The organism is Frankia sp. AgB1.9, from assembly GCF_016786355.1.
In the GTDB taxonomy this organism is placed as follows: domain Bacteria; phylum Actinomycetota; class Actinomycetes; order Frankiales; family Frankiaceae; genus Pseudofrankia.
In genome coordinates this window covers 58,213-70,758 of record NZ_JADWYX010000034.1, presented here as the reverse complement: position 1 = coordinate 70,758, position 12,546 = coordinate 58,213, and the positions used below count along the sequence as shown (strand labels likewise).

Genomic DNA, 12,546 nt, shown 5'->3' with positions numbered 1-12,546 from the left:
AGGTGTCGCGAACGCGGCGCGGAACCGCGCCCGTCACCAGCGGGGCACGGCTCCGCGCGCGCGGCCAAACGGGTTTCGCGCGGCTAGTCCTGGCTTGCCTGGACGCCTTCGATCGCGCAGACGAGGCCCTTGTCGCCGGGGCCCTTGTCGCCGAGGACGGTGCCACCGAGGACCTTGCCACCGGGGCCCTTGTCGCCGGGGCCGGCGCTACCGAACACGCTGATCAGGTGCGGCCCGTCGGCATCCGCCGGCTTCGGCAGTGCCTCGGCGGCCCCGCCGGTGACGACCTGGCCGTCCCGCACCACCACCGGGGTGCCCGGCTTGGCCTCACCGACCACCTTCCCGTTGTGGTAGATCTTGCCGTCCTTCACCTGGAAGTCCTCGGCACCAGGCGGCTTGGGCAGCGCCTCGGCGGCCGCGCCGGTGTAGACCTTGCCGTCCTTCACCGCCACCGGCTCGCCTGGCTTGGCCGTGCCGACCAGCTTTCCGTTGAAGTAGACCTTGCCGTCCTTCACCTGGACGTTGTCGAGGCCCGCGCCCTCCGGTGGGGCGGGGCAGGTCGACGGCTGGCCCGAGGGGGCCCCGGAGCCTGGCTGGTTGCCGCTGGCGTTGGCGGCCGCGGCGCCCGAGCCGGCCAGCCCGAGGGTGATCGCGCTGACGAGGACGATCCGGCGGATTCGCATCGTGCACCTCCTCTTTCTCGATTTTCTCGGTGGCCCATTGGTTGGGGCCGGGGCCAGACTCCCGTGCGGCGGCTGAGGCACTCCTGAAGCCAGCTGAAGTGATCTTCAGGTAGCCCTTAGGTCGCATCCGTCACCCTGTAGTCATGCGAGTGCTGCTGGTGGAGGACGAAGAGCGGCTGGCCGGACTGCTGCGCGGCGGGCTGGCCGGGGAGGGATTCGCGGTCGATGTCGCGCACAACGGGCAGGAGGGCCTGTGGATGGCGACCGAGCACCGGTACGACGCGATCGTGCTCGACGTGATGCTGCCCCTGCTCAACGGCTACGGCGTGTGCCGCCGACTGCGGGAGGACGGCAACTGGACGCCGATCATGATGCTGACCGCGAAGGACGGGGAGTACGACGAGGCGGAGGCGCTGGACACCGGCGCGGACGACTTCCTCTCCAAGCCGTTCTCCTACGTGGTGCTGCTGGCCCGGCTGCGGGCGCTGATCCGCCGCGGTGGGCGGGAGCGACCGGTCGTCCTGACCGCCGGCGACCTGTCGGTGGACCCGGCCGGCCTGCGCTGCCGTCGCGGCGAGACGGAGATCGCGCTCACCCCGAAGGAGTTCGCCGTCCTGCACGCGCTCGCGCGGCGGGTGGGCGAGGTGGTCTCGAAGGCCGAGCTACTCGAACAGGCCTGGGATTTCGCCTATGACGGCGACCCGAGCATCGTCGAGGTCTACATCAGCGCGCTGCGCCGCAAGATCGACGCCCCGTTCGGCCGGGCGAGCCTGGTCACGGTGCGAGGAGCGGGTTACCGACTGGATGGAGCGTGCTGATGCGGTCCGTACGGCTGCGCGCGACGGTGGTGGCGACGGTGACGGTCGCGCTGGCCCTGGGCACCGCGGGTCTGGTGCTCGTTCTGGTCCTGCGGGGAAGCCTCGTGTCGGGCGCGAGCCAGGAAGCGGCACGGCGGGCGGACGAGGCCGCCGCCGTCCTCATCCAGGGCGCCGAAGGCCAACAGCCCGGTCGGCCCGCGCTGGTCGTCACCAACATGGTCGGGCCCGACCCCGACGTGAAGGTCATCAGCGCGGCCAGTATCGAGGTCGCCGGCCAGACCGGGTCGCCGAGCATCGGATCCGGGGCCGGCGCCGTCGCGGCCGGGCAGGCCTGGGGCTCCGGCTACGCAACCGCCCAGCGCCAGGTGGCCACCGCGGCCGGTCCCGTGACCGTGTCCGCCCGCGTCTCGCTCGACCCGGCGCACGCGGCGCTGGCGATGCTGCGCGAGCTGCTGCTCGCGGGCCTACCCGTCCTGCTGCTGCTCGTCGCCGGGCTGACCTGGCTGCTGACCGGGCGGGCGCTCGCCCCGGTCTCGGCGATCCGCGCGACGTTCGCCGACATCACGGCCACCGACCTGCACCGGCGGGTTCCGGTGCCCCACTCGGGCGACGAGATCGCCCGGCTGGCACGGACGATGAACGTGACGCTCGACCGGCTGCAGCAGGCGGTCGAGCGGCACAAGCGGTTCGTCGCGGACGCGGCGCACGAGCTGCGCAGCCCGCTGGCCATCCTGCGGACCCGCCTGGAGCTCGGCCAGCGCGAGGCGCCCTGCCTGGTCGAGGAGTCGCTCACGGACGTGGACCGGCTCCAGAACCTGGCCGCCGATCTGCTCCTGCTGGCGAGGCTCGACGCCGGCGAGCCGCTGCGCGTGGACGAGGTCGACCTCGGCGAGGTGGCCGCCGAGGAGGCACTGCGACCCCGGCGAGAGGGCGTCCAGGTGACGCTGGACATCGCCCCCGACGTGGTCGTGACCGGATCGGCCTCCCACCTGCGCCGGATGGTCGGCAACCTCGTCGACAACGCCGTGCGGCACGCCGCGTCCACGGTGGTCGTGCGGGTGGCGGCGCCCGCGACCGTGCAGGTCTCCGACGACGGCCCGGGCATTCCGGCGGAGCACCGCGAGTCGGTGTTCGACCGGTTCACACGGCTCGACGAGACGCGGGCGCGGGACGGCGGCGGCAGCGGGCTCGGCCTCGCGATCGCCCGGGACATCGCGCACGCGCACGGCGGCACGCTGATCGCGACCGTGCCGGACCACCCCACGGGTCACGCCGTGAGGGGCGCCTGTCTAAGGGCGGTGCTCCCCACCATCGCGCGTGGGCCGGGCGCCTGGACCACCGTTGCGACGGCCGGCGTCGGGACGGTGCCAGCTGAGAGTGATCGTCTCGTCGTCGCGGGCGTGTCGACGATCTCTTCCTCCCACTCGCGCTCCAGCGGCCCTAACGCCGCGACCGGCAACGTCCGCCGGTCACCTTGATCGCTGTTTTCGCCCTCTGGTGGCTACGAAACAGCACCGGATACGACCATCGGAAGGCCGAAACCGCGATCATGGTGAGGCCGAGACCGGGCTTCGGCGGCTTTGACGCGGTCGCGTTGCCTCGCGATGCACGTCTGCGCGAGCCTGGGATCTACGCTGAGATCGGGCGGTCACGGCCTGCCGACGTCTTGGACGTGTGACGACTCATCCGCTCGGGAGGCAATGGTGACAACGGCCCTGCCGGAGGACAGCTGGTTGCGTGCCCTTCGCCCACAGCCCGCGCGCGTGACGGCCGCCGAGTACGAGGCACTCGCGGAGGAGATCGCCCGGTCGATCGAGATCGTCGACGGCTACATCGTCTTCTGCGAGGCTCCCACCCCGGACCACCAGACCGCGGGCCGACGCCTTGCCAACCTGCTGGAGCGGCACGCCCAGAACGCGGTGAAGTCGGGCCGATACGGCTGCCTCACGGTCAACAACGACGTCGATCTGCGGCTTCGCGACATCCCGCTGCTCAACCGGCGGCCCGACGTCATTCTCTACCGCTGCCTGGACCGCGACCGCGGCGAACGACTCCGCGCCGAGCACGCCCTGCTCGTCATCGAGATCGTCTCGCCCGGCTCGGAAACTCAGGACACCACCGACAAGCTCGGTGAGTACGCCCGCGCCGGGATTCCGCACTACTGGATCACCCGCCTCGACAACGACGGCGTCACCACCATCGAACGCTACGCACTCGACCATGCCAGCATGCTCTACAAACACCTCGGCACCCTCATGAAGGACGAGTCCGGCGGCCCGCCCGCGATCACCAACCCCATCCCGGTCACCATCACCTGGGACGATCTGACATTCTGACCGCCGCCCACGGGAGGCCGCGGTTCAGCCGAGCCGCGCGGGCGTTTGCTCACGGCCAGTCGACGCCGACGCCCGGTCCGTGGGACCTCAGGTGCCCGTCGGCCCAGACTCCCGTCACTTTCGCGATGTCGGCGATGTTCCGAGTCGGGTCGCCGTCGACGGCGAAGAAGTCGGCCAGCTTCCCTGGCTCCAGGGTTCCGACCTCATCGGCGACGCCGCAGAGCTCGGCGCCGATCCTCGTCGCCGCGACCAGTGCCTGCCGGGTCGTCATTCCGCCTTCGACACCGAGGCACAGCCCGAGATCCATGCGGCCGAACGCAGTGTCGAAGGGACCGGCATCGCTGCTGATGGCGAGCTTGCCGACGAAGCCGTCCTTGATCAGGTGGCTGAAGTTGCCGACCTTCTGCTCGAAGTAGAACTGCAGGGCGTCAAGCTGCCCCTGCTCCTGCTCGGTAAGGCCAACAGCGTCTTTCTTGTCCCTCAGGTCGACGACCGTGTCATATCCCCCGCATTGCAGGGTGGTGCTGATGAACGTGCCGGCTTCGAGGAGCTGCTGCGCCAGCCGCCCGTCGTAGACGCTTTGGCCGCCCTGGAGATTGTGGTGCGCCCCGAGGTTGGCCTTGCGCGAGAGATCTGCCTCCAGGAACTCCGCGTGTTCGATCGCGTCGAATCCGGCCTCCAGGGCGTAGCGCATCGACTGCGTGGCCCGGCAGTGGCCCGTGGTGAGCCGGCCGAGGTCGTGCGCGGCGTCGACGGCCGCCTTCATCTCCTCGACGGTGTAGGCGGCGTAGTACGGCAGATTGCCCAGGGTGGCGCCTCCCGAGGCCATGATCTTGATGTGGTCGGCGCCTTCCGCGACGAGGGCTCGTACCGTCGCCCGAATCTCGACCGGGCCGTCCGCCGTGCCGCCGCAGAAGTAGAAGTGGCCGAGTCGCTGCGTGACCGGACGACCGCAGAGCAGCAGGCGGGGACCCGCCAGGTAGCCGCGCCGGATGGCGTCGCGCACGGTGAAGGTGACCCGGTTTCTCCCGCCGTTGTCACGAATGGTCGTCACCCCTGCCGCCAGGTGTTTCCGCAGGTTCATGACGCAGACCAGGGCGAGCATCTCGTCCGGATCCTGGTGGACCTGCTCGTAGTTGCGTTTGTCGGCTGGCAGGGTCAGGTGGGCGTGCGCGTCGACCAGGCCGGGAAGCACGGTGACGTCGCCCAGGTCATTGGCCGGCACCGCGACGAGGTCGACGTCTCGCGCTGGTCCGACGTAGAGGATCTGGTTGTCGTCGAGAACGAGCGCGGCGTCCTCGATCAGCGTGCCCTCGGCGCCGACGGCGGTGAAGATCCGCTTGGCGAGGAAGGCCTGGCTCGCGGTCGGGAAGGACCGCCGGGTCGGCTCCACGTCAGGCCACTTCGGTCGTCGCGTCGACCGTCGCGTAGAAGGCCGCGGCCTCGTCCCCGAATACCTCCGTCACCACCTGAAGGGCGTGCGGGCGGTCGAGGAGTTCGAGGAGGTTCTCGACCGTGTAGCGGCCGAGCGGCGCCGCTCCGACCGTCCGCCGCTGGCCGATGGCGAGGACCGCGACGCCGGCTTCGAGAATCGCCCCACAGCACATCGGGCACGGCTCGTAGGAGGCCACCATCGTGGCGCCCGACAGGTCGATTCCCCACTTCCCTGCGGCCACCCGGATCGCCATGCTCTCCGCGTGGGCCGTGGGGTCCGACGTCGTCACGACCCGGTTGCGCTCCTCGACGGCCTGGCCGTCGGCGGTGATGAGCACGGCGCCGTACGGGTGGTCGCCCGCGGCGGCAGCTTCGGCCGCGAGCTCCAGCGAGCGCTTCATCGCGTCCTGCAGAGAGATGGTCATCGGAATTCCTTTGCGTCGGGTTCCAGGTCGTCAGCTGGATGGGGCGATGAGCCGGGCGAACGGTTCCAGGGCGCGGGCGCCGACCAGCTCGTCCGAGACCCAGGCGATCAGTCGGTCGACCCGGTCGGCCCGCAACAGGGGCGCGGCGTTGAGGTGGAGCTTTCGCTCGAACACCCGTGAATCGAGTGGCTTGTCCGGATACTGGCCAGACGGGATGTCCTCACGAGCCCGGTAGTGGCGACCGTCCGTGGTCCGCACCGTGACGTCCGCGGGCAACGAGAAGCCGAAGACCTTGTCGATCTCGGGATCCTCGATCGCGACAACACGATTCATCAGAGCCCTGATCTCGACGTTGTCGAGATAGGCGTGATGAATGCTCGGCGGCGAGAGCTGATCACCGGTCAGGATCGCCAGGGCGATGGCGAACGGCAGGCTGAACACCGAGACGTTGAAGTCCGGGACGTCTCGATGGCAGAGCTTCTCGACCGTCCACCTGTTTGTCCGGACCTCGATGGTCTCGATCTCCGCCAGGGCGATGCCGTGGTGCAGCACGAGGTGCTGCGCCGCGTCGATGGCGCTGTGGGTCATCACGGAGGCGGAGCGCGTCTTGATGAGCAGCTGTTCGCTGATCCATTCGGAGTGCAGGCCTCGGAGCGCGCGGTCGAACGCGACGGGCTCCGCTCGACCGCCGGTGAACATCTCGATGAAGCCCTGAGGCCCCTCGAGCGCGGTGGTGCCCGCGGTCATTCCGGCCAGGGCCAGTTCGGCGGCGAGGACCCCCTGACCGGTGTTGCGGCCGCCGTCCCAGGGCCACACCTGCGAGGGCGGAGGATTCATCACCTCGTTCAGCCCGGCCGCGGCGGTCGCCGCGATCCCGATCGCGGCGACGAACTGGTCTTCGCTCAGCCCGAGGAGTCTGCCGGCCGCGATGGCCGCGACGAACGTGTCACCCAGGTTGCAGTGCCAGCCCGCCCGGGCCTTGTGGGACTCCTGGGTCTGGCACAGCGACGCGCCTATCCTGCAGCCGACTTCGATTCCGGCCACGAGCGCGACCAGGAAGTCCTTCCCACCGGCTCCCACCGACTCGGCGACCGCCAGCGCGGCGGTCACCGACGAGTGGCCGGGGTGCAGGTCGCCTTCCATGAAGCTGTCGTCGTTCATCGTGCAGTAGGCGGAATGGGCGTTGACCGCCGCCGCGGCCGCGCGAGGCAGGCGCCGTTCGCTGCCGATGACCGAGCTCTCGGGCACGCCGCCCGCGCGTAGGTGGACCGCGAGGACGCTGGCCGCCGCCGGCAGCGTCGAACCGGTCATGGCGGCGGTCACGATGTTGAGGGCGTGCATCTTGGCCATCGCCACGGTTGAGCTCGGCAGGTCCTCGAAAAGCAAACCGGCCGCGAACGCGGCCAGCCTGCGGGTCACCGGCGGACGCTCAGTCAACGGAGCTCCGCCCCAGGGCAGGATGCTCCGGGTACGACGGCGCTCACCGACCTGCTCCGGCGGAAAGCCGAGCGTGGCGTCGGGCCCGCTCGGCGGCCGGATCGGTGCGCGGGACAGCCGCGAGAAGTCGCCGGGTGTACTCGGTCGCCGGGGCGTCGTAGATCTCGTCCCGGCTCCCGGCCTCGACCACGCGGCCCTCGGACATGACGACGACCTGCTCGCACAGGTATTTGACAACCGCGAGGTCGTGCGCGACGAACAGCACCGAAAGGGACAACTGCCGCTGCATCGCCCGGATGAGATTCAGGATCTCGGCCTGCACGGAGACGTCCAGCGCCGAGACCGCCTCGTCGCACACCAGCAGGCGGGGTTTCGTGATGAGGGCGCGGGCAATGGCGATGCGCTGGCGCTGCCCGCCCGAGAACGCCCGCGGGAGACGGCTGCCGGCGTCGTCGGGAAGCCCGACCAGCGTCAGAGCCTCCAGAGCGCGGGCCCGCAGCTCGGCGCGGTCACGCAGGCCACCGATCCACAGCGGTTCCCCGACGATCCTCTCAACCCGCATGCGGGGATCGAGGCTCGTATACGGGTCCTGCGACACCGTCTGTACTTCCGTCTGGAAACGTCGCCGCTGCGCACGCCCGGCGGCCAGGACGTCGAAGCCGTCGTACCGCACCGCGCCCGCGTCCGGCCGGTCGAGGCCGAGCACGCAGCGAACGGCTGTCGTCTTTCCTGATCCTGACTGGCCGACGATGCCGACGACGCGTCCCTCGGGTACCGAGAACGACACGTCGTGAAGCACCTCGTGGCGTTTCCGTCCGCGACCGAAGGACTTGGTGAGGCCGTCCACCTCCAGCAGCGCGCTCATCGACGGCTCCTCGGTAGGAATTGCTCGGGTTCCGCCCCGGCCGCCGGCACCGGCGTAAGTGGTATTTCCGGGTCGTGGTCGAGGGTCGGAACCGCGCCGAGAAGAGCGCGGGTGTACGGGTGCTCGGGGTGGGCGAAGAGATCGTCGACCAGCGCCTCCTCGACGATCTCGCCTGAGCGCATCACGTAGACCCGGTCCGTCGCGCCCGCCACCAGACCGAGGTCGTGGGTGATGAGAAGGACCGCGAGCCGCAGGTCGTCGGACTGCCGCACGATGAGGTCGAGGATCTGCTCCTGCATCAGGACGTCCAACGCCGTCGTGGGCTCGTCCGCGATCAGCAACGAGGGCTGGCCGATGAGCGCCGCCGCGAGCACGACCCGTTGGCGCATGCCGCCGGAGAACTCCTGCGGATACGCGCCGAGTCGGGCTCGTGCGTTGGGCACCCCGAGCCGGTCGAGCATGTCGGCGGCCTGCCTCATGGCCTCCTTGCGGGAGGTTCCGGCGAGCCGCAACGGCTCGGCCACCTGGTCGCCCACCGTCAGCACAGGATTCAGTGCCGTCATCGGGTCCTGAAAGACCATCGAGGCCACCCGGCCACGTATTCCCCGGACCGTGTTCGGCGCGGCGCCGATCAGCTGTTGCCGGGCCACCTCGACCGAACCGGTGAGCCGGATGGAGGGGTCGAGCTGGAGGATGCCGCGGGCGGTCACCGACTTCCCCGAACCGGACTCGCCGACGAGCGCCACCCGTTCTCCGGGCCAGACGTCGAGGTCGATGCCCCTGACGAGTTCGCGTTCGCCGAACTCCGGTCGGTGTCTCGGCGCGGCGACGGAGGCCCGCAGGTTCCGGACGCGCAGGAAAGGCTCGATGTCGCGATCGATCGCGCGGGGCTTCATCGGACCATCGCCGGATCGATACGGACACGGATCGCGTCGCCGATGACGCCGAAGGCCATCGCGGAAAGCGTGATCACGAGACCGGGGAACATCGAGATCCACCACGCGGTGGTCATGTACGACTGCCCTTCGGCCACCATGGATCCCCAGTTGGCATCTGGTGGAGGCGCGCCCACGCCAATGAAGGCCAGACCCGCCATGATCACGATGGCGCCGCCGATCTCCATGCTGGCGGTGACGACGATCTGGTCCAGTGAGTTGGGCAGGATGTGCCGGAACAGCAGCGAGAGCCGGCCCGCCCCCATCCGTCGCGCCGTCTCGATATACGGCTGGGACATGGTCTCCCGGATAGTCGTGCGTGCCAGCCGGGCCGTGCCCGGCCACAGTGAGAGCACCATGGCGATGGTCAGGGAGCGGTTCGACGGACCGAGCGCGGCCGCGATGCCCAGCGCCAACACGAGCGTCGGCAGCGCCATCGTGATGTCGCAGAGCCGCATGACCGCGGCGTCGAGCCACCGCGGCGACAACGCGGCGACGGAGGCCAGGACGACGCCGACGAGCGTCGCCAGCAACGTTATGCCGAGCGCCGCGAGCAGCGTTTCCGGAGCGCCCGCGAGCATGCGCGAGAGCACGTCCCGCCCGACGTCATCGGTGCCGAAGAGGTGGTGGGCGCTGGGGCCGAGCAGCGCGGTCTTCGGATCGGCGGTGTACGGATCGGCCGGGCGCCAGAAGGCACCGACGACCGAGACCAGCAGGACGAGGCAGAGAATCCCGACCGCGATTCGGTCCAGCCACGGGGCGTGCCGGCCGGCGAGGCCGCGCAGCGCTCGCGCGGGCGCGCCGACCAGCCGTCTCGTCTCCAGCCTGGGCAGCCGGCGCGGCGCGGCGAAGGTGATGTCCGGGTTCGCGTTGTTCATCGCGCCGCCTCCGCCAGCATCGCGGCGCGTACCCGCGGGTCGAATCTGATCTGCACCAGGTCGACGATCAGGCTGCTGACGATGAAGACGACACCGATGACCAGTACGCCGCCGAGCACGGCGAAGATGTCCTGGCTCAGGACGGCCTGATTGAGGTACGTCCCGACTCCGGGCAGTCCGAAGACGGTCTCGACGAGCAGCGCGGAGCCGATCATCCAGCCGAACTGCATCCCGAGCATCGTGATCGAAGAGGCCAGGGTGGCGCGCAGCGCGTGATGGAACACGACCCGCCGCGTGTCGAGGCCCTTGGAGTGGGCGAATGTCACGTAGTCGGTGCGGAGCGCTCCGATCATGGTGGTCCGAACGTTGCGCGCGAGGTGTGCCAGGAAGGGCGCGGCCAGCGCGAACGCCGGCAGCAGCAGATGCGTCAGCGAGTTGAAGAACGCGGGGGCATTGCCGTCGACGACCGAGTCGATCAGCGTGAACCCCGTGTGGTGCGCCGGGGCCAGCCCGTAGTCGTTGGAGCCGGAGATCGGGACGATACGGAGCTTCGCCGCGAAGACGAACTGAATCAGGATGGCGACCCAGAACACCGGTGCGCCACCCAGGAAGGCAAGGAGGACGCGGAGCCCGCCGTCAACCGGCCTGTTCTCGAAGTAGGCGGCCAGCACCCCGATCGGGATGCCGAGCACGATAATGATCAGCAGTCCGAGCGCGACCAGCTGAATGGTCGTCGGAATGGTCTGCGCCAGGTCGTGCAACACGGGCTGGTGGGTGACCGTCGAGGTACCGAGGTCGCCCCGGAAGGCCCGTCCGATGAAGTCGAGGTACTGGACGATCCACGGGTGGTTCAGACCAAGCGCGGCCCTGGCCTGCTCGATCTGCGCGGGAGTCGCCGTCTGGCCCGCGGCGATCCGCGCAGGGTCGCCGGGAATCACCTTGGTGAGGGCGAACACGATCGTGACGACACCCCATACGCAGAGAATCGCCTGGCCGAGCCGCGCCACCACGAAATTTCTCATTGACCTGCCTACCCGTGAGGGCCGTGGGTCCCGGGACTGCCTCGGCCCGGGACCCACGGGGCCAGTTAGTTGGCGCCGGACGCCAGGCGGATGAGCTTCGGGTTGAAGATGACGAACGACGGGTCGAAGCCGAACGGCTTCACCTTCGTGTCGGTGACGACCGGGGTCGCCGGGTTGGCGATGGTCACGGCGACGTGGTCGTCGAGGATCAGGTGCTGCGCCTGGTTGAAGTCCGAGCAGGCGGTCGTCGCGTCCGTCGCCTCCGCTCCGGCGGCGATCAGCTCGTCGGCCTTGGGGTTGCTGTAACGGGCCAGGTTCGTCGTCCCGATCGACTTGCTGGCGAACCTCTGCTGAAGCCAGGCGCCGATCTGCGGGTAGTTCGGCGAGTCCCAGACCATGGCGAGGTCGGGCTCGGTGTCAGCCGAGCTCACCATCTGCAGGTACTGCGGGAACGTGACCTGCTTGAGCGTCAGGTTCAGGCCGATCGCCTTGAGGTCGGTCTGCATCAGCGTTGCCGCCTGCGTGTGCTCCTGGAAGACCGGCTGGTACATCAGCGTCAGGCTCTTTCCGGTGGCGCCGGCGTCCTGCACGAGCTGCTTCGCCTTCGCCACGTTCTGCGTGCTCGGAGCGCCGTGGACGCCACACGCGACGGCCGGGGAGACGAGGCCAGTCGCCACCTGTCCCGCGCCGCCCAGGATGGTGCCGAGGTGGCCCTGGTAGTCATAGGCGAGCTGGATGGCCTCGCGAACCCGCGGGTCGGCGGTCACGCCACCCGCCGTGTTCATGATGACCATCGTCTCGTTCAGGGTCGGCAGCACCGTGACCTTGTAGGACGGGTTGTTCTGGAACTGCTTGAGGTTGGTCGCGTCGAGCTGGGCGACGACGTCGACCCCGCCGTTCCTCAGCTCGCTGGCCAACGTGCTGTTCTCGGCGATGTAGCGGAAGTTGAGGTTCTGCGGGCGCGTCGCGTCGAAGTTCCAGTAGGACGTGTCGAGCGTGAGGTCGAGGTTGGAGTTCGCTTTGTACCCGGCGAGGTCGTACGGCCCCGAGCCGGCGTCGTTGGTCGCCAGCCAGCTCTGCGCCTCGTCGCTGCCCTCGTGCTGGCCCACGAGCTTCGAGTCCAGGATGTAGACCTTGCTCAGCACGCCGATGAACTGCAGGTCAGGCTGCGTGAGGCTGATCGTCAGATGCGTCCCGTCGGTGGCCGTGGCACTCGCGAAGTCCTGCATGTACGCCGCGACCCCGGTGTTGACCTTCTTTATGCGGTTCAGCGTGTAGGCCACGTCGGCGGCCGTCACCGGATTCCCGCTGTGGAACTTGGCGCCGTCGTGCAGCGTGAACGAGATGCTCTTGCCGTCGGGCGCGTACTCCCAGGACGTCGACAGGCCGCTGACCAGCTTCCCGTTCGCGTCGAAGGTCACGAGCGTGTCGTACATGCTCGTGATCGCCTCGTCGTTCTGGATGTCGGAGACCTGCTGCGGGTCGAGGGTGTGCGGGACCTGGACAATGCCGATCACGACCCGGCTGCCCCCGGCGCCGCCGCCGGAACCGCCACCGCAGGCGGCCAGCGAAGCGCCGGCCAGAGCCATCGTGGCGAGCACGACGGCCCCTCGTCTGTAGTTCTTCCTCATGGAAGCTTCCCCATTTCTGTCGACACGTCGGTGGAATTTCTTCTTTTGCTCGGGAGAGGCAGCGGGAAACAACTGCCGGTGG

12 protein-coding genes are annotated in these 12,546 nt (G+C 69.4%); 3 read left to right on the top strand and 9 right to left on the bottom strand.

Annotated elements, in window-relative coordinates; genetic code table 11:
- Positions 1–83: 83 nt before the first annotated feature.
- Positions 84–683, bottom strand: a complete 600-nt coding sequence (locus tag I6A60_RS15800; protein WP_203023126.1) for a hypothetical protein — start codon at positions 681–683, stop codon at positions 84–86.
- Positions 684–826: 143 nt separating this feature from the next.
- Between I6A60_RS15800 and I6A60_RS15795 the strand changes: the two genes are divergently transcribed.
- From I6A60_RS15795 to I6A60_RS15785, 3 genes are all read left to right on the top strand, one after another.
- Positions 827–1,501, top strand: coding sequence for a response regulator transcription factor (locus I6A60_RS15795; RefSeq protein WP_203023125.1), 675 nt, complete (start codon positions 827–829; stop codon positions 1,499–1,501).
- Positions 1,501–2,979, top strand: coding sequence for a HAMP domain-containing sensor histidine kinase (locus I6A60_RS15790; RefSeq protein ID WP_238435517.1), 1,479 nt, complete (start codon positions 1,501–1,503; stop codon positions 2,977–2,979). The genes I6A60_RS15795 and I6A60_RS15790 overlap by 1 nt, the downstream gene beginning before the upstream one ends.
- Positions 2,980–3,201: 222 nt before the next feature.
- Positions 3,202–3,837, top strand: a complete 636-nt coding sequence (locus I6A60_RS15785; protein ID WP_238435516.1) for a Uma2 family endonuclease — start codon at positions 3,202–3,204, stop codon at positions 3,835–3,837.
- A 49-nt stretch (positions 3,838–3,886) separates the two neighbouring features.
- Here the strand turns inward: I6A60_RS15785 and I6A60_RS15780 are convergent, their stop codons facing one another.
- The 8 genes from I6A60_RS15780 to I6A60_RS15745 form a co-directional block, all read right to left on the bottom strand.
- Positions 3,887–5,230, bottom strand: coding sequence for an amidohydrolase family protein (locus I6A60_RS15780; protein ID WP_203023123.1), 1,344 nt, complete (start codon positions 5,228–5,230; stop codon positions 3,887–3,889).
- Position 5,231: 1 nt separating this feature from the next.
- Entirely contained in the window at positions 5,232–5,696 is a 465-nt protein-coding gene (locus I6A60_RS15775; RefSeq protein WP_203023122.1) for a nucleoside deaminase, read from the bottom strand.
- A 30-nt stretch (positions 5,697–5,726) separates the two neighbouring features.
- Positions 5,727–7,133 (bottom strand): MmgE/PrpD family protein, encoded by a 1,407-nt coding sequence (locus I6A60_RS15770; RefSeq protein ID WP_203023121.1) that lies wholly within the window; start codon positions 7,131–7,133, stop codon positions 5,727–5,729.
- A gap of 43 nt (positions 7,134–7,176) precedes the next feature.
- Positions 7,177–7,998, bottom strand: a complete 822-nt coding sequence (locus tag I6A60_RS15765; RefSeq protein ID WP_203023120.1) for an ABC transporter ATP-binding protein — start codon at positions 7,996–7,998, stop codon at positions 7,177–7,179.
- Positions 7,995–8,894: an ABC transporter ATP-binding protein gene (locus I6A60_RS15760; RefSeq protein WP_203023119.1), complete on the bottom strand. Its 900-nt coding sequence runs from the start codon at positions 8,892–8,894 to the stop codon at positions 7,995–7,997. The genes I6A60_RS15765 and I6A60_RS15760 overlap by 4 nt, the downstream gene beginning before the upstream one ends.
- The gene (locus I6A60_RS15755) at positions 8,891–9,811 is read right to left on the bottom strand and encodes an ABC transporter permease (RefSeq protein ID WP_203023118.1); all 921 of its coding nucleotides are present in this window, start codon (positions 9,809–9,811) and stop codon (positions 8,891–8,893) included. Before I6A60_RS15755 ends, I6A60_RS15760 begins: the two co-directional genes overlap by 4 nt.
- Entirely contained in the window at positions 9,808–10,833 is a 1,026-nt protein-coding gene (locus I6A60_RS15750) for an ABC transporter permease (protein ID WP_203023117.1), read from the bottom strand. Before I6A60_RS15750 ends, I6A60_RS15755 begins: the two co-directional genes overlap by 4 nt.
- A gap of 65 nt (positions 10,834–10,898) precedes the next feature.
- Positions 10,899–12,464 (bottom strand): ABC transporter substrate-binding protein, encoded by a 1,566-nt coding sequence (locus I6A60_RS15745; protein ID WP_203023116.1) that lies wholly within the window; start codon positions 12,462–12,464, stop codon positions 10,899–10,901.
- Positions 12,465–12,546 lie beyond the last annotated feature (82 nt).